Raw genomic sequence first — 23,206 nt, 5'->3', positions numbered from 1 at the left:
TTATGGCTCCATTTTTGCAGACAGCCACTGTTCAAGATACATGTAATCTGTTTTGCCAGAGCGGGTTAAGGGCCACTCCCCGCAATAAACACCGTACCTTCTGGGTGCTCGAAGGCTTCCCAACCTTTGTCGCATTGCACTTGCGACTTGCTGAAGGCTGCATACCTCTAAACAACTTTGCGACAGCACAGCAACCGGAACTTCACCACGTTGCCGATCAGCCATACCAAGAACTGCAACGGGCTGGTGAGCGACAAGTTTAGCAAGCTGAACTTCAATTTCTTCAGGATAAACATTAACGCCGCCGATATTAAGCATTCGGCTTTCACGACCCGCTAAGAATATCTCCCCCTCATCATTCTGATAGCCATAATCACCCACGCTTGCCCACGACTTGTATCGTTGAAATGTCTGATCTTCTCCACAAACGTAGCCTTGCATGATTTGCTTTGAATGGACAAATATCTTACCGCGCACACCGTATGGTACACGCGCTCCGCTACGCTCGCGAACTGAAACTGTAATACCTGGCAGTGCAAATCCAACACTTTGGTTATTGACGTTTTTCCCAGTAATTTCGCGAGCACTAACAAAACTCAGCTCAGAGGCTCCGTAAAAATCATAGGTTATTGCATTGGGGAAACAGTGCCTAACACGCTCCAGTAAATGCGGCTGCCAACGTGCCCCCGTTACCAGCAATTTGCGTAGACTTGGAAGTTGCGCGTTTTCAAGACACAGCATTTCTAGTTGGGTTGGTGTTACGTACAATACACTTGCATTTTGCTCTCTCATTGCAGCTAGAAAACTTCGTGGTGCAAACTGCTTCATGGCAACAACACTTGCGCCCATTTCCAATGCTTGAACAGCAGCATAAAGGTGTAAAGAGTGGCTAAACGGGCCAGGTACCGCAACAACATCGCCTGCACTCAACTTAAAATACTGCTTGGAAACACGAAAGCTCTCTAGCCATGAGTTATGATTTCGACAATACCCTTTTGGCATACCGGTTGAGCCAGATGTAAAGCCGACATAAAATGCCCTGTCACCACCTGGATGGCTTGCAAAATCAACTAAATCAGAGGGTACTGTAGAACTTTGTAAAAAGGCATTTGCCTTATTATCTTGCGTCTCCCAAACGAATGCAGCGCCAACTTCATTTAAGAGCCTGCTCGTATTTTCAGCTGACATTCGCGGGTCAACAACACAGGCCACACGCTCTGTTCTGGCAATGGCGAAAAACTGCTCCATTACGGCTAATGGCTCTGCACTGCAAAGCGATATTGGGTCACCAACTTGGCTATGCGTGGTTAGTTCTCGCTCGCACCGAACAACGTTTCCCAAAAAATCCTCATAGGAAAACTTTCGGCAATTCAACTCCAGATCATAAATGCAAACAGCCAATGCCCTAGGGCATTGGCTGGCATAGTCAGCAAGTTGTTGACCAACAATCATGCCTGAGCACGCGTAAGAATGGCAGAAGGCATGCCCCTTGCCACAGTCTGTACAATCGCAACACTAGCAACAACCTTGACCAAATCTCCTGGGATATAGACCAAAGAGCCTGTAAATGCTTGCCACATTGTCAAGTTTGCCTTGAGTGCAAGGTAAGGAATACCAAACAAATATACCACACCAATGCCGCCAATGATGGCCGCAAAGGCTGTGCCCAACATCAAATTCCACCCTTTGGTAAGCTGCATAATAAAGCCCGTTACCATAGCGCCAAAAATCCAACCAACCAAGAAACCACCGGATGGCCCGTAAAAAACGGCTATGCCCCCACGGCCACCAGCAAGCAAAGGCAGGCCGACAGCAACAAGCAAAAGCAAAAGGGCAATGGACAAACTACCACGCCATGGGCCCAGCATAGCACCCGCAAGCATAATGCCAAGTGTTTGCGCTGTAATGGGTACGCCCCCTAAAAAAGCTATATCAAATTTAGGCATTAGGCCCAGCGCGGCGGTTAAAGCCGCAAAAAAACAAATGTAAACTAGTGAAAGTTCTTTTTGCATATATTGCTATCCTCGGTTTAGCCTTTAAGCCTATGGCGATAGCCGTCAACACCACCGCGCGCATATATGGCTTCGGCAACCTTTGTTGCCATGGCTAGGGCATGCAGTAAAAACGGCGCAATCAATCGCCAACTATTTCTTTTTCCTGTTCGTGCCCAGTAGGCCTCCTGCAAAGAGCTGTAGACAGAAAGCAGCACAGGCACGAAACGAATGACCAATGCAACTGCAAGCGACATTTTCCGCGACGAAAGCCCCAAAGCACGTAACGGATAAAATAATGGCTCAACAGCAAGCATCATTGCATCCATATTCGTTGTTATACTGATGAAATTTGCTAAAAGCACCATAGACAACATACGAATGGCAACAGTTACCCCCAGCCCCAAGCTCCCTAAAACCCAATGAAAAACGATAATAATCGCCAAAACCGGTAACAGTGGGCCTGCCGCCTTCATAGCTTGTACGCCACGCGGTCCAAGCGATGTATAGGCACCTAATGATATCGCGAGTAGAAAAAGAGGAAACAGCATGCCATCGAAAACAATTGTGGCCGTACTTAAAATAAATAGTATCCCAAGTTTCAGGCGGGCATTCATACGATGCGCCCAGCTATTACCTTCAAAGTAGATAGATATCATAGGCCTTTCCCCCCAACCGATGACATTTCAAGCTGGCTTTTTTCGTATTCCAAATAATTGCCTATAACCTCGCGAGGTGCTCCATGCTGGCGGAGCTTGCCTGCTTCTATCCATAGGACTTCATCATAATGCGCGAGCAAATCCAGATCATGGCTTATAAAAACAACCTGTTGCGACAGCCTATCAATTTCACGAGCGAGTATTCGTGTACGGCGAAAATCAAGCGATGAGAACGGCTCATCCAACACCAGAACTTTCGGCTCACCAATAAGAACCGACAGAATACAAACAAGCTGTTTTTGCCCTTCGGATAAAGAGAGGACAGGCTTTTCGGCCATGTTTTCCAAGCCATTATCTTTCAAGTAATCCAGCGCTTTCACTTCAGCATCTTTTTTCGAAAAGCCTAGCTGCTTCAATGCAAAGCTTACTTCCTCGACAACAGTTGGAAAGATAATCTGATGATCCGGATTTTGAAAAACAAAACCGGTTAGCTGAGTTGCCTTCGATTTAAGCTTGGCAACATCTTGCCCATGTACCACCACATTACCGGCTGCTGGTACCAACAAGCCATTTAGAGTGCGTACCAAACTACTTTTACCAGAGCCATTGCGGCCAATAACTCCAATACGCTGGCCTGCCAATGTCACCGAAAAGTCCTCAACAACCATACGCCCATCACGTTTGATTGATACGGAATCAAAGACAATAGTCGGATCATTTTTGATGGTCATTCAGCTACTCATATAAAATTGGGCAGCCCCTTATAATCGACAGTCATAACAAAAGCGAGCGTAAACACAATTTAATAATAAGTTGGCTAAACATAACCGCAGTTCACAAACTCTAGGTATCTTCCATTTTATGGAAAGCCGATTTGCAACATGCCTTTCATTTTAAAGTAAATGCGATATTTTTTCTTCCAGTTCGTCTTTCGATACCGGGCCCATTATTTTCTCAACTATTACTCCTTCTCTGTTTATCAAAAAAGAAGTCGGGGCAAATTTTACGCCGTATTGTTGAGAGGTTATTTTCAACTCATCAACAAAAAGCGGGAAAGTTACACCAATACGCCTGTTTACATTGCGAATGACGCTCGATGTTTGCCCCATGTTAACGCCCAAAACTTTAAAGCCTTCGCTTTTATGAGCTTGATAGACTTCATCCAGCTCGGGCATCTCACGCAAGCAGGGTCCGCAACCCGCCCACCAGAAATTAACAAAAAGCACATCGCCTCGATAGTCAGTAAGCTTCCGCTCCTGATTGGCTAAATCCAGCAGTACGGTTTTTGGCGCAACTTGGCCTGTTTTAACTTCTTGCCGCGGCTGGCAAGCGCTAATTCCCAAACTAATGAGTAGTATCGGCAGTATTTTGCGGGTTTGTTCAAGCATCATCCAACCCTTCAGATTCAATATGCCCGTACCGTACTTTGATAATACGATCTGCAACCATACCCAACTCGGGATTATGCGTCACCATGGCGATAGTCCTGCCCTGCGCATTTAGTTCTTTTAACAGGGAAATAACGAGCCGTTCATTCTCTTCATCCAAGTTGCCGGTCGGTTCATCTGCAAGAATAATGGCACAATCGTTGATAAGTGCACGAGCAATACAAACTCGTTGCTGCTCACCGCCGGATAATTGCGAGGGCAAGTGTGTTGCCCGATCACCCAGCCCAATGGTCTCCAGCATTTGCAGCGCCTCAGCTTTGTCTGGCACCGAATGATAATGCTGTGCCAACATGACATTCTCGACAGCACTCAAGTATGGAATAAGATGGAACTGCTGGAACACAAGACCTATCTTTTCGCGGCGAATAACAGCTCTCTTTTGCTCTTCAAGCTGCGAAACTTCAACGCCATCCAGATAATACTGCCCTGCTGTTGGGCTGTCCAAGCAAGAGAGAATATTCAACAGGGTCGTTTTGCCCGAGCCCGATGGCCCCATAATGGCAACAAACTCACCCTTGGATATGGAAAAGTCTGCATTATCAAGGGCTTTAACAGAGCCAAAATACCGACAAAGCCCTTGCACCTCTATAACCTTTTGGTCACTTTGTACCGGCGCTGTTTGTGCTGCTGACGTTTGTGCTTGTACTGCCACTTCCAGCATCGTTATTCTCCTTTCAATACACGGGCTGGTAGCACGCGCAAAGCTTTTTTGATGGGTACAATTGCAGCAACAATCCCTGCAAAGAGCGATAGTGCCATACTGCCAGGAATAACAATCGGCCGGAAAGTAACTGTAGAATTAAAAACAGAAATTCCCATGAGCTGCGCAAGAAAGAAACCAAGAACCAGCCCGAGAATGACGCCAACCAAGCAAATTAAAATAGTTTCAGAAATGAATTGTGCAATAATACTGGAATTATCAGCCCCGATAGCTTTTTGAAGACCAATTTCTTTTGCCCGTTCCGAGACCATAGCCGTAAGCACAGCATTGACGCATAAGCTGGTAATTATGGTAATAACCACCACAACAACAGCCATAAACCCTTTAATTATATCTAGGATTTTACCGTCCGACTGTGCAATTTTCCGCACCGGCCGTGCTTGTATACCGGTAAACTTCTCAGATAACCCTTTGGCAAATTTCGTGGCTTGTGCACCTTCTGTAACGATTGAAGCCATAACAATATCCACACGATGTGGTGCCTTCAATATCTCTCTGGCAAGCCCCATACTGACAAAAATTTGCTCGTCTTCAGCTCCACCTGTTTCCATAATGCCTTTAATTCTAAGCTTATATACACCTTGGTCAGGCGCATTAATACGCAAAGTACTACCCACTTTAACATCAAGTTTTTCGGCCAGCACTTTCCCGACTAAAGCATTGCGATCATCGAAGTCAGCATTAATCCAACGCCCATCCATCTGCCAGTAAGGTGACATTTTCTTGAGGCCACTAAAATTCACACCCACCAATACCGCATCAGTACTATCTAACGGCACAACGCCGTAAAGATATGGTGTGGCACCTGCAAGTTTCTCTTGTGCGAGAGCTTCAAGTATTTCTTGCGCCTGATTATCAGTGAGGCTTTTGTAGCCACTTGCCCGGTCTGGTCCGATATAAAAGTTAGCTCCATAAGCGCGCAGTTCCTCACTCATTTTTATGGAGATATCCAGATACAGATTTGCAAGAGCTGAAACTACTGCAGCGCCTACCATTATTGAAAGAACCGCCGCTGCCAAACGTGTGCGCCGCACACTAAGCGCTTTAAAGATTAGCTGTGCCTTAAAACGTAGCTGTTTTTTGAAGTTACCGTCCATAAAGCACCTCCACAGGCTGTAAGGATGCAATAGCGCGCGTTGGTAAAATTACCCCGATTAATGCGGTCAGAATTGACAGGACAACAACAAGCGGGAGAATAATTGGCTCTAAAATTAAAGGCGAGCTGAAAGCCATGCGCCCTACTTCATAGGCCATGCCTGCACCCAAAAGGAGCCCCAACAAACCGCCAACAGCACCAATAATCAGCGCTTCGCTCCAGAAAATCGAATAGACTTTCCAATTTGAGGCCCCAAGAGCCTTCAAAAGACCAATTTCTTTTGCCCGCTCCATGATTGTTGTATTCATAAGAGATGAAATGCCTAGTGAGGCTGATATGAAGGCAGCACAGGTAATGACCAGCAATAGTGTTTGAAGCTTTTGAATAACCGCCCCTTCACCAGAAGTGACCTGCCACACAGCTTTAGCCGATGCGTTTGGCATTGCCTCCTCAATTTGATGCACAATAGCGCTAACAAATGCACTGCAATACCATGTGTCATATTCTTTTGGGCTAAGAGAATCTTCATCTTTGAGCGCTTTCATTGACAATTCATTTTCAGGGATTGTCAGAGCGCTAACACTAATTGATTGAACTTTGCCCTGTAAGCCTGATAGTTGCTGCGCCATCGCTAAGCTGCCTATGATAGCATCATCTTCCGCTTCTCCTGTCGACACAATACCGCTTACGGTTACAAGAGTAGCTGCATTCTTTTGTTTCTCAGCGCTAGAGAGAGATGGATTATCAATTATTAAGGCAAGCTTGTCGCCAATATTCGCCTTTATCGCACGCGCTAAAGCCTCACCAATCAGTACTTGATCGGTTTTATCGTCAAGAGGCCAAGCCCCTTTAATCCGCCAGTATTTATGGGTTATTTTTGCCCCGCTACGATAAGAGGCATCGGCTTCAATGGGGATTACATGGTCAAAATAGGTTCCAATAAAGTTAAGTTTGTAGGGGGCGTTGGACTGATGCGAAGTAGCCCCCTCGAGAAAAACTGGCACTTTCAAAAAAGGTGTAATCCCAACAATATTATTAGACCAGAAAATCTCTTTAATCGTTGATAGTTGATCTTCCTCTAAATAGTCGCGCCCTTCCAGAGGGTTATATTCCACACCACCCACATTGAGATTAATGGTATCCGAACGGGGAACAACGCGAATATTCGAGCCATAAGACTTCATTTCGCCGGCCATTTTGTCCCCCACTCCAACAACAAGCGAAAGCAGTGTAGTCACCAGTGCTGCAGCAAGCCCTACCGTTATTATCGCAAGGAGTTTGCGACGCATATTTTGCTTAAATGATTCACTTATGATTGTCAGAAACATATCCTAGCCTCGCGTAGATAGTTGCTTAGGATGCTTTGCCCCGCTTACAGGCAGATAGCGCTCGGGGTTTTCGCGAAACAAATCATAATTATGCTCTGAAGCAAAAAAGTAGCTGAAACCGTCGTGTTCATAACTATAAGGCGCACTCATATTGCTGAGTTCGGCCTTAGAGACTGGATCCTCAACGGTTATTTCAATTTGCTCGGAAAAGTAGGTGGCCCCTTTTTCAAGGGCACGGCGGTTAATAACGATCTGCCCGTTTTCTTCACGGTGCTTAAGAGGAATGGGATTACAACCTCCCTCTTTACCAATGGAAGGAACAAATACCCTTACACCGCAGGCAATGCAGTAGACCTCGTTGCCTTCTTGTATATACCCCTCATCGCCACAAATCATACAGGCATCAAAGACAACTGCAATTTTGACATTTTGCTCATCGAAGCGATTAATAAGGAAAAAACGAACACGGTGGCCATCAGAGGATATGTATGAAAAGCGATGTAAGCGCCCGTCCTTAACCTTTTCTATCGGTAATATAACATTGCCGTTGGCATCTGGTGTTACTGGTAGTGCCTCAGATCGCTGGGGTGGTAGTGAGGCATAAAAATCATAGTAACTGGCAGTGGCACCCCAAAAAACACCAGTTAGTAATAATTGGTTAAACTGGCGGCGACTTTGCAAATAAACCGCTCGATCTTTGCGCTTTTGAGCCCTCGTAACGCCAGCAGGTATGCGTTTTTGTTGCCACACACTATAACGATAGGAACAAACAGCAAATACAAGCAGAACCGCAATTAATATATAAAGTCGATACGCTTCCAAATCACTCAGTTTGGCAATGAAGCTCACCCGTTCTGCAGTAATCTCTATACTACCGGTTTGCAGTGCAGATAACCCCAGTTGCGCCAACCAAAACAAGCTCATTATGACTAGGAGTATGCTCGCAAAAGGAAAAATGAAATTTGGTTGTTTTTTACAAAAGACAAAACAAAAGAAAAAAGTAAGTAAGCACGCAATCACACCCAGAATAATACTGGAGCCATTTATAATAAGTTCACTATTCAATACTGCCGTAGCGGACATCGTATGCACTGATGTAACATCAAAATACATCAATGCACCTTGCAAGAACATAGGCCCAATAGCAACAAGAATTGTTATAGCAATTGTATAGCTTGATGGTTGCCTCTTAGTGGCCGAAAAGCGCCAACTCCAGAAAAGCACAAGAAAACACAGTATAGCACCGCCAAGAGCCAACACCTGCACGAGCATTTTTAGCTCAATGAGATCAGATGCAATTGTACAGGTTCTATAAAGTATGCCAGCTGCCACAATAATAACAGCTATTGCACTAAGCCCAATCACGGTTGTTTTTTTTGTTAGCCGAAGTTGCAAACTGGCAGCTAAGCAAGCCACTACCAGAAAAACAGGCATGAAAGATTGGGCGATAACCGAAAGGTAAAACGACATTGCGCTTGGCGCTTTCTATTGCTTTTCTGCAATTGGCGGTAAAAGAAGTAAGCGCAGCCTCTTGCAGAAGGCCGCGCTTTGGTGGCTCTTACTTCAACGGTACATATGTAAAGTCATAGTCAACATCTACAGGCTGGAACCATTTACCAACGCCGGAAACTTTGTCCGTATGGCGCATCAATCCCTGCTTCATAGGGTTTTCAATATGATAGGAAAGCTTGTAGTTACCAGCACCCGGCATTTTAATGTTCGCACCGTAATGCGGGCCATCAACAGCGATCATTGGCATAAAGTTACCGGTTTGAATTTTGCCCGTATCAACATTTTCCAAACGGTAGGAAATGGATAGGTAAGGGATCCACTCACCTGCGCCAAAACCATTCACATTGCCTTTAACGGCATGAATATCGGCTTCCAAGTGAATATCAGACTGGGAGGAAGGAAGGCCCATACCACGTGGTTCCATATCCACGGGTGAAAGATACACAGCCGCAATTTCCATGCCTGCAACTGTTTGCGCATCACCAATCGGGTATTCTTTGAACTCTTGCGCCAAGGCTGCATTTGCCGCACATAACCCCACAATAGCAACGGTGCCTGCGAGTACTTTTTTCATGATTGTCTCTTTTCTTTCCAAAAAGGTTAGCTTTCAATTTGCGGCGCATTCCAAAAGTGCGCTACAAAGCCTCTAAGGATTTTTAAAATCCTGTCTCAGTGGGCGAGGTGTTGCAAAACTTAGACCCTTTTCAACACCTCGCCTCAGAGCTTTTCCTCAGGTCAAGCCTGAGTTCATTCCGCTTTCATTTTGCGAATTTTGTAATGAACGACGTGTGAGTGTGAATGCCGCAATCAGTGCAGCCAGCACCAGAAAAGCTTGAGGCACCATTGTTTCCCAATATGGATATATGCCAAGCCAAGTAATTTGCGGCGCACCTTCTATTAAGCTAGGTACAAACATCTTGCCCTCAACCAGCTCCATCACGCCCTTGCCAGCAAATACAAACGCCATGTAGTAAAGGAGACCACCAGTCACAAGAAAGAATGGGCGTATCGCCAATCGCATAGCCCCGAGTTTTAGTACAAGGTACAAAACCACCAGCAAACAACACCCACTTGCGAAACCAGCAGAAATATAAAGGTTTGCAGCACGTCCTATCGCGTCGGCATAAAGCGCTTGGTAGAAGAGAACCGTCTCTGCACCTTCACGATAAACAGCAAGGAAACAGGTAAACCAAAGCGCTTTCACAGAACCACTAGATAATGAGCTCCCTACGCTTTGTTTTATGAATTGGTTCCACTTTTGCTTTGAGGCTTTTGGAATTAGCCAGTAACTCATAGAGAACAGAACGACTGTAGCAACCAGCATGGTGAAGCCTTCAATCAGCTCCCGACTGGCCCCGGACATATCGAAAACCCATTCCAAAGCAATCGCGGTAACAAAACTACATCCCAGCGCAACCGCAACACTGTTATAAATCACGGAGAGCTTATCTTTATGCCCTGTCTTGATGAGGTACGCCATCATCGCCGTAACGATCAAGATTGCCTCAAACCCCTCGCGCACGATAATCATGAGAGAGAAAACCAATAGGTCCCAAGGTGTTTGAGAGCTTCCACCAAGTAGCGAGCTCGCCCGATCCAAATCGCTGATCATAATGCTTAGTTGCTGGTCCAACCGGCTCGCATCAGCCCCCGCCTTCATAAGACTTATGATTTTCGAAAAATGCCCCTCAACTTGCACCATCAAGTCCATATCACGGGTCGCAAGCAGCTTTTCCATTCCAGATGCCTCAAACACATCGAAGTAGGCATCTTGAACAGAATTGACTGCTTCGTCTTTTTGCCCGCGTAAATAAAGTTTTTTGGCGGCATTGATTTCCGCAATAACCGAGCGTTTCACCTTTGCCCAGTCTTTATTATCCGCAACAGTCGTTTCTTGTTGCACTGCTGGTTGCATACCTTCCAGCAATGGCAATCCGGGCAAAAGGCTATGTAGCCGATCAATCAACACAGCTGTTGAGCCAAACACCAACCGCGAAGGTTGCCCATCCAGAACAAGTTGACGAATTCGATCCATCTCACTTTGTATTTCACCATCCACACGCTGACTGACATGGCGGCGTACGGCCGTTTCCAACAAAGCATTTTTATAATTATCAAATTTTGCAGACTTGATTAGAGCCGCAGCCTTTTCAGCATCACCATTTTGATAGGCCACACTTGCTTGGTGCAGCTGCTCGGAGAGTGCTGTAACCACTTCGTTCCAACGCGGTTCTATGGGCTCATTTGGTTTACTACGCGTCTGCGTTGCATCTTCAGCAACAATGACATGCCCTGTTTGCGCCAAAAGCGGTAGCACCGCCTGAATATCCTCACTATGAGCTTGCAAACGTTGTTGCACTTGCGAGACAGGAGCCCCCTGTTTTATCAAGGCTCTAATCGCAGCAAACTCACTTTCCAGCTCATAGCTTTTCGCCGCCGAAACATTAACCCTTATAGGGCCTTCAAGGTTTTCAAAGATTTCAAAATAGGCTGATTGCAATGATTTTTTGGCCGCAACTGCATCACCCACTGCATATGAAGCACCTGCCTTTTGCTCTAGCTTAACTATACGCGAAATCATATCTTTATAGTCAGTGGCTGTATGCGGGGCGGCCTGCGCAAAACAGCTTGAGAAAAATAGAGCAATAACCGCATGCAAAATCAGATTTCTTATTTTTTTTATCATGGGACGATCACAACTTTAGCTTAAGTTGCAAACTTCCAATCGCATTGATAGCAATTGTGCAACTTATTCTCACAAGCAATAGCGATAAAATACCAAACAGCACAATTAGGTTATTTACTTAAGTGTTACTTCCTGAAAATCGCTGCTTGGCTTCAAACAACCTAGCTAATTCTATTGAAGCCAAATTTTACTTTAGAATGTTTACAACATATGTAGTAACCAGCTAATTTCAAAATCATATATCTCTACGTAGCCTATTAAAAATCGCCGATCATATACGAGAGTCGTAAAAAAAACGAAGCAACCGAGAATTGACAAACCAAACAAATTGAGTCCATCTAACACCATCATTGGTTCCCAAAATCATGACTGAGTTTGGGATTAAAAGGGAACACGGTAAGGCGTACCCAACAGGGACCGAAGCCGTGGCTGCCCCCGCAACTGTATATGGAGAGTTAGAATCAACTATGCCACTGACGCGAAAGCGATGGGAAGGCCGGTTCTAACAATGACCCATAAGCCAGGAGACCTGCCATTGTTTGTCATGCCTGCTTTTATTTGGTGTGACACCGCAACCGGACGCCGGGGTGAGCGTCACGCGACAGAGTGCAAACAATTGTTCTTATGCACTTCCGCTTGTTTCCCCGACCGTCCTTTCACGTGAGCTAACCGGATAATACCCGGCGGCCATTGAGAGAGACGACAATGACATTTCGTAGATTTGGCTTTACAGCCCTTTGCACTGCATTACTATTGACACCACTGACAGCACAGGCTCATTTTCAGTTGGCCTACACGCCTGTTGTGAACCACGAAAAAGCTGCCAATGTTCCGGTGAAACTTGTTTTCTGGCATCCCTTTGAAAACGGCCATGTTATGGACATGGGTGAACCGCAAAAGGTTTACGCTGTACATCGCGGTAAAGAAATTGATCTGAAAAGCAGTTTAAAGCCAATCACCTTCAATGGTGCCAGTAACAAAGCCGCTGCCTATGATATCACATTACCTGTAAAACGTAGTGGTGATTATGTTTTGGTTGTAGAGCCTGCTCCTTACTATGAAGAGAGTGAAGATATATACATCCAGCAAATCACCAAGTCGTACATCAACAAAAACGAAATGCCCACCGACTGGATGGAACCGCAAGGTTTGGCTACAGAAATTCTACCCTTGAACCGCCCGACCAACATCATCGCCGGCTCCACCTTTACAGGCCGTGTATTATCAGCTGGAAAACCTGTTGCAGGTGCTGAAATAGAGATTGAGTACATGGCAGCCGAGCCAGATATGGCCGAAAACAAGCCACAAGAACCAACAGCTTCACCAATGCCAGGCGGCGCTGTTGTCGCGATTTCCGATGACAACGGCTATTTCTCCTTTGGTATTCCAAAAGCTGGCTTTTGGGGTTTTGCCGCACTTGGTGTTGGTCCGTCAAAAAAGCATGAGGGTAAGGAATTAAGCCAAGACGCAGTCATCTGGATTCGCGCCTTTGACATGAACTAGGTCTTCTATAAAGGAATAACCGATGCATATTGTTGACGGCGCCCTATCAAACGAGGTTGTCATCGCCGGCTCAGTTTTGGCTGCTGGTGGCATCGCTTTGGGCTTACGAAAGCTGGATATCGAAAAGATACCTGCAGCCGGCATGCTGAGTGCAACCTTCTTTGTCGCCTCCTTGATTCATGTCCCGATTGGGCCTTCCAGTGTGCACTTGATCCTTAATGGTTTGGCCGGGCTTATGCTCGGCTGGGCCGCCTTTCCGGCACTATTTGTTGGCCTACTGCTACAAGCTGTCTTTTTCGGCTTTGGCGGGCTGACTGTATTGGGGGTCAATACACTCAACATCGCCCTTCCAGCGGTTCTCGTTTTTTATATATGCCGGCAAGGGGTTGCAGCCCGTTCTGCAATTACCTCAGCCGTTTGGGGCGGAATTGGGGGAACACTTTCTATTGTCCTCACCACCTTATTAGTCGGCGCATCGCTAGCTTTAAGCGGTGATGAATTCATTCCAGCTGCAAAACTGGTTTTCGTAACACATATACCTGTAATGATCATAGAAGGTCTTTTAACCGGATTTGCCGTTTATCTTGCCCGCAAGGTCAAGCCTGAGTTATTTGCAGAATTAACTGTTTCTGCCGAGGCTACATCATGAAGCCTCACATTTTACTCACCGTCATAGCCTTAGTTATAAGCTGCAGTACAACACCAGCTCTCGCTCACAAGGTCATCGCCTCGGTATTCGCCAGCGGCTCCGATATTGAAGGAGAAATCGGTTTTTCCAATGGCGAGATGGCAAAGAAAACGCTGGTAGAAGTGTTTGATGAAGACGGCAACAAACTTGGCGAAACAAGAACAGATGAAGAAGGCTTTTTTGTCTTTACCCCAAAAAAGGCCATACCTCATGTGTTTAGTGCGAACTTAGGCTCTGGGCATATTGCGAAGGTAAAGCTGGAATTAGCCGATATGCCGCAAGTAGGCTCTAGCAATACAGATAGGTCGGTCTCGCCAATACCTGAGTTAGGCTCAACAGCCAAGGTATTGCCAACACAAACAATAGCAACGAACGGCTCTGTTAACATTACCATGGCAGAACTCACAGAGGCTAACGCGGCACTTTTGGAAGAAACCCGCAATGTTATGCGCGAGATGATCCATAGAGAGGTTAAGCCTTTGCGCCGTGAAATAGCGGCCTATAAGGAAAAAAATAACCTGCAAACCATTCTCGGCGGTATTGGCTATATTGTTGGTTTGTTCGGCTTTTGGTTTTACTTCTCAACACGCCGTAAACTGGCCAAGAGGTAAACCATGGGTCATATTGTTACTTCAGGCCCACAAGTGCTGGTTAACGCTCAGGTTTCGGGAGGGAACAGACTTCTTGATAAGCTGGACCCAAGAACGCGTATCATTACAGCATGTGTGTATGCAGTCTTGATTGTCTCGTTTAAAAGTCTTGTTGTGTTAAGTTGCGGGTTAGCACTCTCATTGGCAGCAATGCAAGTTACCAACACACCTGTTAAAGCAACACTACGTCGAATGCTGGCAATGGATGGCTTCATTCTCTTTACGCTTGCCTTGTTGCCTTTTACCATGCCAGGAACACCTATCTTCTCGCTCTTTGGTTATGGTTTCTCTATAGAAGGTCTGATGAAAGCCATTGATATTGCGCTTAAAGCCAACGCCATTATTCTCATGCTTATGGTTTTGGTAGGGACGTTAGAGCCAGTAACCATTGGGCACGCTTTGCACCGCCTGCGCACACCACAAGTGTTAGTTCACCTACTCATGTTCACAGTGCGATATATAAGCGTTTTACACCAAGAGTACTTACGCTTAAGGGCAGCAATGAAAGTGCGCTCTTTCCAACTGTCAAATTCTTTGCATACATACAAAAGCGTTGGTTATTTGGTGGGTATGATGCTGGTACGTTCGCTAGACCGTTCTGAACGCATATTAGCTGCCATGAAGTGCCGAGGTTTTACGGGCACAATTCCACTACTCGACACAATGCAATTCACAAAAAGAGACAAGGTCTTTGCACTTATGGTGCTTTTCTTTGCGCTCCTATTGATAGTAATGGAGTGGATGATTGACACCACTTATTGAACTTCGCGATTTGCATTTTGCATATCCGGCCCATAGCGTCGTTTTAAAAGGCGCTTCACTCACACTTGCACCAGAAGAGAAGCTAACCATTAGCGGTCATAATGGCGCAGGAAAGAGCACACTGCTGCGCATGATAGTTGGTCTACTGAAGCCCCAAAGCGGGCAAGTTCTTGCTTTTGGGCAAAGCTGTAGTAAGGAGGCAGATTTTCATAGTGTTCGTCGCCGGGCAGGATTTGTTTTTCAAGACCCCGACGACCAGCTCTTTTGCCCAACGGTAGCAGAAGACATTGCATTCGGTCCATTAAACCTTGGCAAAAGCCGTCGTGAGGCTGCCACCATTGTTGATAGAGTTCTACAGCAACTGGATCTCACTTTCTTAAAAGACCGTATCACCTATCGACTATCGGGGGGGGAAAAACGCTTAGTTTCACTCGCATGTGTACTTGCAATGGATCCCGACGTGCTTTTGCTTGATGAACCAACCAACGCACTTGATGAAAAAAATGAAGCCCGACTACTGGAAATTCTTTGCAGCTTACCGCAAGCAATGATCATCGTTTCACATGATGCCGATTTTCGCCAAAATGTTGGTACTAGGGCCCTTAAATTGCAAGAAGGACTGCTCATTCCCCATTCATAACTTATTATTGAGTGCTGCACTATTGCAGCTTTTTAAAACTTGCTACTATCCCCTCCCCGGGGTTAGGTTATGGCATGACTCATGAAACACACAATGACGTGGTCAAGCGCCTGAAACGGGCGTCTGGTCACTTGCAAAAAACCATCACCATGATCGAGGATGGCCGTTCTTGCGTTGACGTTGCTCAGCAGTTGCATGCTGTCAGCAAAGCAATTGAGCAAGCAAAGCGGGTATTCATTCACGATCATATTGACCATTGCCTCGAAGGCAGTGCAGCGCAGCCCAAAGAGCAAAAGCAGCTTGTCGCCGAATTTCGTGAAATATCGAAATACCTTTAGGAGTCATTCATTATGGATATAACGGCAGCAATTTCAGCCGGTACCAATAACCCTTTACTATTGTTTGTAATGGCACTTGTTTTGGGCGCATTACACGGCTTGGAGCCCGGACACAGCAAAACTATGATGGCTGCCTATATCATTGCTATTCGTGGTTCAGCTTTTCAAGCCACACTTCTGGGCATCTCAGCTGCAACCTCGCACGTCATAATCGTCTGGCTATTGGCAATTATAGGGCTACAATATGGGGAAGAGTATATTGGCGAGGATTTAGAGCCTATCCTTATGAGTGCCTCTGGCATAATCATCTTGGCCGTCGGGCTTTGGGTGCTCTGGCAAGCCACCAAAACAAATAAGGAAGCAGGCGCCAACGCGCACAAGCCCCATGTACATGGGGATGCCCCTCATAACCATTCTCACCACCACGATACCCATCACACTGATGATCATGTCCATTCGCACGCTCATATGGATGCCCATGCATTAGCCCATGCAAAAGAAATTGAAACCCGCTTAGAAAGCGGAGGTACATCCACTTGGCAGACCATTCTCTTTGGTCTATCAGGGGGGCTGATCCCTTGTCCTGCGGCAATAACAGTCCTGCTATTATGTTTGCAATTGAAAAAAATGGCGCTTGGCTTAACGCTCGTCACAGCGTTTAGTATCGGCCTCGCTGCTACACTAGTAATTGTAGGTGTCATTGCTGCATTGGGCATTCGATTTGCAGCGCATCGTGCTCCTTGGCTTGACTCAGCTCTACAAAAAGCACCTCTTCTCTCAGCTATTCTAATTTGCTTGTTAGGCCTGATAATGATTTTTTCAGGCGCTCATCATCATCACATTTAATAGGGTGTATAAGGTGAGTGGTTATCTAACATTACCAATAAGAGTTATTATATTAGATAACCACTTACGTATAGTTTACCCAAGTAATATTAACTTAAAGACTTACAATAAGTTAATAGTACACCCTAACTAAACAAAGCTACTCACTTGAGTGATATTTAATCATTTAAAGTGAACTACTCGCTACTTACTTTAGCTAGTAGATTAAAAATGACTATTTTTTTTCTGCAGGCTTCTCTCCCATTCCAATGCATGAGAAACAATCGTTTTTAAGTCATCGAATTGTGGTTGCCAATTTAGGTTTGCCTGAATTTGACTATTATCAGCTATTATTTCTGCCGCATCGCCATCTCGTCTAGGCTGTAAACGTACCTCAAAGTCAACATCAGATACTTTTTTGACGGCTTCAATTACTTGCTTTACAGAATAACCTTCACCATAACCGACGTTCATTATCAAACTATCGCCACCATTTAACAACCGCTTTAGCGCGAGGTAGTGCGCATCGGCCAGATCGCTCACATGAATATAATCGCGCACGCCAGTTCCATCTGGGGTATTGTAATCACTACCAAATACACTAAGGTGGGAGCGCGATCCCAGTACAGCTTCACAAGCAACCTTAATCAAATGTGTTGCGTTTAAAGTCGATTGCCCTGTGCGACCTAAAGGATCAGCACCAGCAACATTAAAATAGCGAAGCGCTGTAAAGCGAAAATTATGCGCATTAGCCGCATCTTTTAGCATTTGCTCAGTCATTAGCTTTGAGGTGCCATAAGGACTAACTGGCTCCAGAACAGCATTTTCCGTAACTGGAACTATCTCAGGATTACCATACACAGCTGCTGTTGATGAAAATATGAAGTTTTCAATATTATTTTGTACGCATGCCTCAATCAAAGCCATAGAAGCTGCTGTATTATTGCGGTAATACTTCATGGGGTTACTTACAGACTCTGGAACAATAATTGAACCAGCAAAGTGAATTACCGCCTCTATACTATTATTGGAGAATACTCTTTCTAAAAGCTCACCATCGGAAATATCACCCACGACTAGTTTTACAGATTCAGGAATAGCCCAATCAAATCCAGTAGATAGATTATCGAGTACAATTACCTGTTCACCAGCATCGTGTAATCGCCATACCATATGGCTACCGATGTAACCACAACCACCTGTTACCAATATAGTCATATACTAACCTTACTTCCTATCAAATATCATAACCGAATCTACGGATGAATCGCTTAATACGTTTCATTATTGACCTTTTCATCCTCTGTAGAAAAGTTTTAGCTCTAATTGGCTGATTAGGATCATTTACATGCATTCCATCTCCAATATGATGGCAATAACCTGGATCCAGAAAAGCCACCATCAACCCCTCTCGCTTCATTACGATAGATATACGTTCTTCAGTCTTATACTTTTCATACGGCCCGTATTTATCCCATAGTTTTTTTCGAACGAGGCCAGGGTTAAATGAAAAACTTAACCATTCAGGGTGTATATCAAGCGGCATTAGAGCATATTTTACCCCATTCACTTCTTTACGGATGCAATTACGTTGGAATTTTTCTTGTAAGTCAGAGAGTTTCCTCACACAAACGACACTTACCATAGGTTCTGCAGCTAATACCTCAAAGCATTCATTGATTGTGTTTTTAGCCTCAAATAACCAATCATCTTCCCCATGAAAGATGTACTCGCTTTTCACTAATGAGTACATTTTATCAATTGACTTCATTTGGCCAAGTTGTTCATTGTTCAGAAGTACTTTTACATCAGGGTATGCTTTTTTCATATATTGAGCGATATCAACGCTCCCAGCATCTTCAACTAGATATTTTTCAGAAAAAGAACCTGAATGGTATGGCATAAAGCTATCCAGAGTCTTCTCTAAAACATTTTTTCTGCCACAGCTAGTGATGCATAACGCAATAGACTTCGAAATCGTCATGTTTTTTTCCCCATTCACTAACCATAAATCAATAAAATATACTTGAGTCAATGTGACTAATAAGCGATTATTATGCACATTGCTTTCTAGTAGTGAACCGATAACATGCTTGCACGAAAATTCCCGATAACAGTTCTAATCCGTACACTTAATGAAGCTGATCGTTTGTCCAGGACATTAGAATCTGTCAAGCATATTGGTAATGAAATAATTATCATAGATTCTGGATCGAGTGATGAAACTACTGAGATAGCAGAAACCTATGGAGCAAAAGTTATTTTTAATCCTTGGTCAGGCTTTGGCCCACAAAGAAGTTTTGGCGAAAAACACTGTCAAAATCATTGGGTGTTTTATATTGATGCTGACGAGGTAGTTACAAACGAACTTCAAAAAGAAATCCATGAATTATTTAAAAATGGTGAGCCACAGCATGCTTGCTACCTAATAAAAAACACAATGGTTTTACCAGGAGATACTAAGCCGCGCCTGTTAGCTGACTATCGTAAGGTACCAAGGCTATACAACCTAAGATTTGCAAGAATAAAATTGGATCCTTCATATGATAGAATGGATGTTGACAAAGGGCAGTCTATTGGACTTTTGAAATCTCGCCAATTTCATTATTCTTTCAGAAATTGGGGACACACAATTTCGAAATTAAACTACACTTCTCAACTTGCAGCAGAAACTCAAAAGGAAAAACCTATTTGGGTTTTGAGGGTGCGTCTATTAACTGAAATTCCAATTGAAATGCTAAAATATCTTTTTGTACGCCGCTTTATTTTTGCAGGTTGGAAAGGAATTGCATTTGCAACGACACAATCATTTTCTAGATTTATGCGAATTTTGAAAATGCTCGAGCAACAAATAGAAAGCAAACGATTAAAGTGAATATTCGTTATAATAGTCGTGAATTGAATAAGCTTGCGCTCGCTGTTTGCACCAAAGGGCGCCCTGAAATGCTCAAAAATTGTCTAAAGTCTTTTGCAGAGCTGATTGTACCTGATAATTTTGAATTATTCTTGATTGTTTGTGATAACAATTCAGAACCACTTAATAGCGATGTACTCACAGAATTAAAAAACTGCGTGCCGCCCTTCTTACCTATAGAGTTTGTCCATCAACCCATACCTGGTATCCCTTTTGCGAGAAATAAGGCGCTACTTACAGCGATAAATAAGCAACCGCATTGGATAGCGTTCATTGATGATGATGAAAGAATTGATAGTCAATGGTTGATAGAGATGTCAAAGGCCATAAGTCAATGGGATGCTGATGTCTATCACGGTTGGACACAATCCTTACCAGCAGCGAGTACAAACGTACAAACTATAAAATTAAAAAATAAGCGACCAAGTGGCTCCATCTTAAAAACAGCGGGGACAGATAACGTTTTATTTAAATCCTGTTTGGTAAATGGTGAGAAATCCAACTTGAAATTCAACGAAAAAATGCAATTCAGTGGTGGTACGGACATTGAATTCTTTTATAGGGTAACAGATCAAGGCGGTCAGATTATTTGGGTTCCTGAGGCTATTACGCGAGAACGTATTCCTGAAAGTCGCTTAACCATTAGGTATCAAGCTAAACGCGCATATTCAGTAGCTGCTGTGCACGCATATATTGCCACACAACGACATGGCAAAAGTAAAGCTATTGCTAGAATGCTCCCTAAAGTAATTACAAGATTTTTTTTAGGTATGATATTCCTAGCCTTATATATAACTCTCAGCCCTATCAGGAAGGAAAAATCAAGCAAACTAATAATTAACTCAAGTAAAAAATTGGCCTATTCTTTAGGGTCCATTAAAGGTCTATTTAGCAATCTACCAAACCTCTACAAAAAAATCCATGGTAATTAAATTCATTAATTACCCGAACTATTTGTTCTATACCCAACACTATATACACAGGTTTAAATCATATTTTTGGCTACAAACTATAAAAAAATTGTAGCAGATTAATGAATTCAATAATAATTATTATTAGGGATGAATAATAAATTAAACGAGAAAAAAATGGTAGTAAGTTTCGCAAATAGTGCACTAATGCTTAGTAAATTTCAATTAGAAAGAAATTTAAATCTAACAAACAAGTATAAATTATCTGAATATAAAGATATTTGCGATGAAACAACATTATTTTATGACGCTTTCTATTCTCATGACAATAAATATATTATTATAATGGCAGCCCCACCATATGGATACGAAGACCATTTACTCAAAGCAACATTTTATTATGATAATAATAAACTTTCTGCTCACCATAGAAGATTAAAGAAAGTCTATGAAATCTGGTTAGAAGCGCCAACTTCTGAAAAAATAAGTAATATTACAGTAAACATAAATTCGAAAAGCGCAGTTATTAGTATATCTCAAAACCAAGCGTCTCGCTTCAAAGGGGCAAGAGTAATTTCTACTTTATGTAAGGATACTCCCATTTCATGGATATCTGACTGGCTGCGATTTCATGTCGATAATCATAATGTTGACGCTCTTATCCTATTTGAGAATTCAGATGACCCAAAATATGCGCAACAAATATTTAGTCATTTAACAAATGAGTTCCCGAACATTGAAATCGAAGTCGTTCATGTTCCTTTTAAATACGGACCTAACTGCGTTCCAAACCTAATGTTTTTACAACCATCACTTCATCAGCTCCTGAGATGGAAATATGTACAAAATTCTCAGGGTCTTCTTGTTTGTGACATAGATGAACTAGTCGTTTGTGAAGATGATAAAACAATCTTTGAAAAACTAAACAAATGTTGGTTAGGATACCTTCTGATACAGGGCGTATGGGTAGAACCAGCCACAAATACAAAAATCGATAATCCTATAGATATTAATAAGTTACAACATAGCATGTTTCTACACACAAATAACCCGCCGTCAAAAACAGCAAGAAAATGGGTTGTAAAACCTTCTAGAATACCACGTGCCGTACAATTTAAAATTCATGGAATGCGGCCTGAGCCAAAAATTAAAGCACTTTGGCATCCTTTATACTCGCGACTAAGGCCCTTTGCAAAGATGTGCAAACATTTTCACTTCAGATCTATTAGTACTAGTTGGAAATCAGACCGCTCAAAACTCATACCTATTAATAATTCCAATCATTTACGTAATGAACACCTTGTTAAGTCATTGCAAAAGGCTGGATTATACGTAGACGAACTAAACAATTCACAAAAAGAAAGTAATTAAAATGGATTACTTACCTTCAAAAATATTTCTAAACGGAACTAAAGAAGATATAACCGTTTTGGCAATAGCAAGAAATGAAATGCTACGTATGCCATTCTTCTTAGAGTATTATAGAAGAATTGGTGTTAAAGACTTCATTATCATCGATAATGGCTCTGATGATGGAATGGGCGAGTATCTTGATAACCAAGGTGATGTCCAAAGGATATATACTGAATTAGAATACAAGGATCTTGAAGCAAAATGGCGGACTGATTTAGCAAATAAGTATTTTGATAATCAGTGGTTACTTTTCGCAGATATTGATGAGCTATTTATCTATCCAGGGCAAGGTAAAATCAGTCTTACAAAAATCTGCCAATGGTGGAAGTCAAATGATTGGTATGTAATCTTCACCCCAATGGTTGACATGTACTCTTCAAAACCATTATCTGAAGTTAAATACCAGTCAGGTGACGAATTCTGGCAATGCTCAGATTTATTTGATAATTTTGGATATAGACTGGATATTCGTAATAATAGAAAATTTAGTAAGATCCCTAATTTTAGTTTATATGGAGGGCCTAGAGAACGATTTTTCGGCAATTCTTATAATAAGTTATCGGCTTTTGAGAAAAAAATCCATGAGTATTTTTATTCACTTTCACCTAAGCCCAGATCAAAAACTCTAAAGAGAATAGCAAAACTCTATTTGAAGAAGAAGTGGGCTAGCTCTTTTTTGATGCACAAAGTTCCATTAGTCTACTGGAAAAAAGGTTTCAAAATTAGCGCAGGAGCTCACTTTCTAGAGGCAAGCGATAATTATAGCATTGATAATTTAGCATTAGATTGGTGCCCATTATTACACTTTAAATACTTTGATGATTTTGCTGAAAAGGTCAGGGTAGAAGCACAAAGAAAGCAACATTTTAATGGTGCGGTTCAATATATAAAATATAATGATAAAATGTCTTCACTTTTGCATGCTGATATGACCTGTGAATACTCAACTCATTTTACTGGTTATGATAGCATGGTAAAATCTAGTCTTGCTAAAGTCTCTGATAAGACCAGAGACATGTTGAATCTATGCTGATGTGCTCCCTGAAAAGTCCCTCGATTTGAGTTAGAATTTTCTGTGACGAATTTCCTGGCTGGGAAGGAGCAGAATATGAAAGCATCGA

The 23,206-nt window shown here is 43.2% G+C and carries 24 protein-coding genes and 1 riboswitch; of the genes, 11 read left to right on the top strand and 13 right to left on the bottom strand.

Translation table 11 applies throughout. The features are described from left to right. The 11 genes from AYK67_RS11335 to AYK67_RS11285 all read right to left on the bottom strand — a co-directional run bounded on the left by AYK67_RS11335 (position 1) and on the right by AYK67_RS11285 (position 11,441). The gene (locus AYK67_RS11335; RefSeq protein WP_068086601.1) at positions 1-1,452 is read right to left on the bottom strand and encodes an AMP-binding protein; all 1,452 of its coding nucleotides are present in this window, start codon (positions 1,450-1,452) and stop codon (positions 1-3) included. Further along, entirely contained in the window at positions 1,449-2,012 is a 564-nt protein-coding gene (locus tag AYK67_RS11330) for a biotin transporter BioY (RefSeq protein WP_068086598.1), read from the bottom strand. The genes AYK67_RS11335 and AYK67_RS11330 overlap by 4 nt, the downstream gene beginning before the upstream one ends. A 17-nt stretch (positions 2,013-2,029) precedes the next feature. Continuing rightward, positions 2,030-2,650 (bottom strand): energy-coupling factor transporter transmembrane component T family protein, encoded by a 621-nt coding sequence (locus AYK67_RS11325; RefSeq protein WP_068086596.1) that lies wholly within the window; start codon positions 2,648-2,650, stop codon positions 2,030-2,032. Further along, positions 2,647-3,381: an energy-coupling factor ABC transporter ATP-binding protein gene (locus AYK67_RS11320; RefSeq protein ID WP_068086594.1), complete on the bottom strand. Its 735-nt coding sequence runs from the start codon at positions 3,379-3,381 to the stop codon at positions 2,647-2,649. The genes AYK67_RS11325 and AYK67_RS11320 overlap by 4 nt, the downstream gene beginning before the upstream one ends. Positions 3,382-3,543: 162 nt before the next feature. Then, entirely contained in the window at positions 3,544-4,041 is a 498-nt protein-coding gene (locus AYK67_RS11315; protein ID WP_082735774.1) for a TlpA family protein disulfide reductase, read from the bottom strand. Then, positions 4,031-4,759, bottom strand: coding sequence for an ABC transporter ATP-binding protein (locus tag AYK67_RS11310; RefSeq protein ID WP_068086588.1), 729 nt, complete (start codon positions 4,757-4,759; stop codon positions 4,031-4,033). The genes AYK67_RS11315 and AYK67_RS11310 overlap by 11 nt, the downstream gene beginning before the upstream one ends. 2 nt (positions 4,760-4,761) lie before the next feature. Then, positions 4,762-5,916, bottom strand: a complete 1,155-nt coding sequence (locus AYK67_RS11305) for an ABC transporter permease (RefSeq protein WP_068086584.1) — start codon at positions 5,914-5,916, stop codon at positions 4,762-4,764. Next, positions 5,906-7,204, bottom strand: coding sequence for an ABC transporter permease (locus AYK67_RS11300; protein ID WP_206597535.1), 1,299 nt, complete (start codon positions 7,202-7,204; stop codon positions 5,906-5,908). Before AYK67_RS11300 ends, AYK67_RS11305 begins: the two co-directional genes overlap by 11 nt. Before the next feature lie 42 nt (positions 7,205-7,246). Continuing rightward, on the bottom strand, positions 7,247-8,713 hold the full coding sequence (locus tag AYK67_RS11295) for a Fe-S-containing protein (protein WP_068086578.1): 1,467 nt from the start codon (positions 8,711-8,713) through the stop codon (positions 7,247-7,249). Positions 8,714-8,801: 88 nt separating this feature from the next. Then, positions 8,802-9,329, bottom strand: coding sequence for an iron transporter (locus AYK67_RS11290; protein WP_068086575.1), 528 nt, complete (start codon positions 9,327-9,329; stop codon positions 8,802-8,804). A gap of 156 nt (positions 9,330-9,485) precedes the next feature. Further along, positions 9,486-11,441 (bottom strand): FTR1 family iron permease, encoded by a 1,956-nt coding sequence (locus tag AYK67_RS11285; RefSeq protein WP_068086572.1) that lies wholly within the window; start codon positions 11,439-11,441, stop codon positions 9,486-9,488. Positions 11,442-11,775: 334 nt separating this feature from the next. Next, a riboswitch (cobalamin riboswitch) is annotated at positions 11,776-11,992 on the top strand. A gap of 154 nt (positions 11,993-12,146) precedes the next feature. On the opposite strand from AYK67_RS11285, the gene AYK67_RS11280 reads away from it, so the two are divergent. The 7 genes from AYK67_RS11280 (at position 12,147) to AYK67_RS11250 (ending at position 16,868) form a co-directional block, all read left to right on the top strand. Beyond that, a complete protein-coding gene (locus AYK67_RS11280; protein ID WP_068086569.1) occupies positions 12,147-12,944 on the top strand; it encodes a DUF4198 domain-containing protein in 798 nt (265 codons plus the stop codon). 22 nt (positions 12,945-12,966) lie between these two features. After that, positions 12,967-13,593 (top strand): cobalt transporter CbiM, encoded by a 627-nt coding sequence (gene cbiM / locus AYK67_RS11275; protein ID WP_068086566.1) that lies wholly within the window; start codon positions 12,967-12,969, stop codon positions 13,591-13,593. Continuing rightward, entirely contained in the window at positions 13,590-14,243 is a 654-nt protein-coding gene (locus tag AYK67_RS11270) for a transthyretin-like family protein (protein ID WP_068086563.1), read from the top strand. The genes cbiM and AYK67_RS11270 overlap by 4 nt, the downstream gene beginning before the upstream one ends. A 3-nt stretch (positions 14,244-14,246) precedes the next feature. After that, a complete protein-coding gene (gene cbiQ / locus AYK67_RS11265; RefSeq protein WP_068086560.1) occupies positions 14,247-15,044 on the top strand; it encodes a cobalt ECF transporter T component CbiQ in 798 nt (265 codons plus the stop codon). Beyond that, positions 15,028-15,684, top strand: a complete 657-nt coding sequence (locus tag AYK67_RS11260) for an energy-coupling factor ABC transporter ATP-binding protein (protein ID WP_068086559.1) — start codon at positions 15,028-15,030, stop codon at positions 15,682-15,684. The genes cbiQ and AYK67_RS11260 overlap by 17 nt, the downstream gene beginning before the upstream one ends. A 74-nt stretch (positions 15,685-15,758) precedes the next feature. After that, the gene (locus AYK67_RS11255) at positions 15,759-16,022 is read left to right on the top strand and encodes a metal-sensing transcriptional repressor (RefSeq protein WP_068086556.1); all 264 of its coding nucleotides are present in this window, start codon (positions 15,759-15,761) and stop codon (positions 16,020-16,022) included. Positions 16,023-16,034: 12 nt separating this feature from the next. Further along, entirely contained in the window at positions 16,035-16,868 is an 834-nt protein-coding gene (locus AYK67_RS11250; protein ID WP_082735773.1) for a nickel/cobalt efflux transporter, read from the top strand. 204 nt (positions 16,869-17,072) lie between these two features. Here the strand turns inward: AYK67_RS11250 and galE are convergent, their stop codons facing one another. Both galE and AYK67_RS11240 read right to left on the bottom strand, forming a co-directional pair. After that, positions 17,073-18,065, bottom strand: a complete 993-nt coding sequence (gene galE, locus AYK67_RS11245; RefSeq protein WP_082735772.1) for a UDP-glucose 4-epimerase GalE — start codon at positions 18,063-18,065, stop codon at positions 17,073-17,075. A 19-nt stretch (positions 18,066-18,084) separates the two neighbouring features. Continuing rightward, entirely contained in the window at positions 18,085-18,831 is a 747-nt protein-coding gene (locus AYK67_RS11240) for a glycosyltransferase (protein ID WP_068086553.1), read from the bottom strand. Between the two features lie 105 nt (positions 18,832-18,936). Between AYK67_RS11240 and AYK67_RS11235 the strand changes: the two genes are divergently transcribed. The 4 genes from AYK67_RS11235 (at position 18,937) to AYK67_RS11220 (ending at position 23,118) form a co-directional block, all read left to right on the top strand. Further along, on the top strand, positions 18,937-19,722 hold the full coding sequence (locus AYK67_RS11235; RefSeq protein WP_068086550.1) for a glycosyltransferase family 2 protein: 786 nt from the start codon (positions 18,937-18,939) through the stop codon (positions 19,720-19,722). After that, complete coding sequence (locus tag AYK67_RS11230) at positions 19,719-20,693, top strand: glycosyltransferase family 2 protein (protein ID WP_068086547.1); 975 nt, start codon at positions 19,719-19,721, stop codon at positions 20,691-20,693. The genes AYK67_RS11235 and AYK67_RS11230 overlap by 4 nt, the downstream gene beginning before the upstream one ends. Before the next feature lie 129 nt (positions 20,694-20,822). Continuing rightward, positions 20,823-22,043: a hypothetical protein gene (locus AYK67_RS11225; protein WP_068086545.1), complete on the top strand. Its 1,221-nt coding sequence runs from the start codon at positions 20,823-20,825 to the stop codon at positions 22,041-22,043. A 1-nt stretch (position 22,044) separates the two neighbouring features. Next, on the top strand, positions 22,045-23,118 hold the full coding sequence (locus tag AYK67_RS11220; protein WP_068086542.1) for a glycosyltransferase family 2 protein: 1,074 nt from the start codon (positions 22,045-22,047) through the stop codon (positions 23,116-23,118). Positions 23,119-23,206: the final 88 nt, after the last annotated feature.

It is taken from the genome of Polycladidibacter stylochi (genome assembly GCF_001562055.1).
GTDB lineage: Bacteria > Pseudomonadota > Alphaproteobacteria > Rhizobiales > Stappiaceae > Pseudovibrio > Pseudovibrio stylochi.
Note: the sequence above shows the minus strand (reverse complement) of the source record. Positions and strands in the feature narration are given on the sequence as shown.

Bases quoted from the DNA above. Each gene is read 5' to 3' on its own strand.
- cbiQ (WP_068086560.1), top strand. From the start codon at position 14,247: ATGGGTCATATTGTTACTTCAGGCCCACAAGTGCTGGTTAACGCTCAG.
- cbiM (WP_068086566.1), top strand. From the start codon at position 12,967: ATGCATATTGTTGACGGCGCCCTATCAAACGAGGTTGTCATCGCCGGC.
- AYK67_RS11290 (WP_068086575.1), bottom strand. From the start codon at position 9,329: ATGAAAAAAGTACTCGCAGGCACCGTTGCTATTGTGGGGTTATGTGCG.
- AYK67_RS11325 (WP_068086596.1), bottom strand. From the start codon at position 2,650: ATGATATCTATCTACTTTGAAGGTAATAGCTGGGCGCATCGTATGAAT.
- galE (WP_082735772.1), bottom strand. From the start codon at position 18,065: ATGACTATATTGGTAACAGGTGGTTGTGGTTACATCGGTAGCCATATG.
- AYK67_RS11300 (WP_206597535.1), bottom strand. From the start codon at position 7,204: ATGCGTCGCAAACTCCTTGCGATAATAACGGTAGGGCTTGCTGCAGCA.
- AYK67_RS11315 (WP_082735774.1), bottom strand. From the start codon at position 4,041: ATGATGCTTGAACAAACCCGCAAAATACTGCCGATACTACTCATTAGT.
- AYK67_RS11330 (WP_068086598.1), bottom strand. From the start codon at position 2,012: ATGCAAAAAGAACTTTCACTAGTTTACATTTGTTTTTTTGCGGCTTTA.
- AYK67_RS11320 (WP_068086594.1), bottom strand. From the start codon at position 3,381: ATGACCATCAAAAATGATCCGACTATTGTCTTTGATTCCGTATCAATC.
- AYK67_RS11310 (WP_068086588.1), bottom strand. From the start codon at position 4,759: ATGCTGGAAGTGGCAGTACAAGCACAAACGTCAGCAGCACAAACAGCG.
- AYK67_RS11280 (WP_068086569.1), top strand. From the start codon at position 12,147: ATGACATTTCGTAGATTTGGCTTTACAGCCCTTTGCACTGCATTACTA.
- AYK67_RS11335 (WP_068086601.1), bottom strand. From the start codon at position 1,452: ATGATTGTTGGTCAACAACTTGCTGACTATGCCAGCCAATGCCCTAGG.
- AYK67_RS11255 (WP_068086556.1), top strand. From the start codon at position 15,759: ATGACTCATGAAACACACAATGACGTGGTCAAGCGCCTGAAACGGGCG.
- AYK67_RS11295 (WP_068086578.1), bottom strand. From the start codon at position 8,713: ATGTCGTTTTACCTTTCGGTTATCGCCCAATCTTTCATGCCTGTTTTT.
- AYK67_RS11250 (WP_082735773.1), top strand. From the start codon at position 16,035: ATGGATATAACGGCAGCAATTTCAGCCGGTACCAATAACCCTTTACTA.
- AYK67_RS11240 (WP_068086553.1), bottom strand. From the start codon at position 18,831: ATGACGATTTCGAAGTCTATTGCGTTATGCATCACTAGCTGTGGCAGA.
- AYK67_RS11220 (WP_068086542.1), top strand. From the start codon at position 22,045: ATGGATTACTTACCTTCAAAAATATTTCTAAACGGAACTAAAGAAGAT.
- AYK67_RS11305 (WP_068086584.1), bottom strand. From the start codon at position 5,916: ATGGACGGTAACTTCAAAAAACAGCTACGTTTTAAGGCACAGCTAATC.
- AYK67_RS11235 (WP_068086550.1), top strand. From the start codon at position 18,937: ATGCTTGCACGAAAATTCCCGATAACAGTTCTAATCCGTACACTTAAT.
- AYK67_RS11270 (WP_068086563.1), top strand. From the start codon at position 13,590: ATGAAGCCTCACATTTTACTCACCGTCATAGCCTTAGTTATAAGCTGC.
- AYK67_RS11285 (WP_068086572.1), bottom strand. From the start codon at position 11,441: ATGATAAAAAAAATAAGAAATCTGATTTTGCATGCGGTTATTGCTCTA.
- AYK67_RS11225 (WP_068086545.1), top strand. From the start codon at position 20,823: ATGAATAATAAATTAAACGAGAAAAAAATGGTAGTAAGTTTCGCAAAT.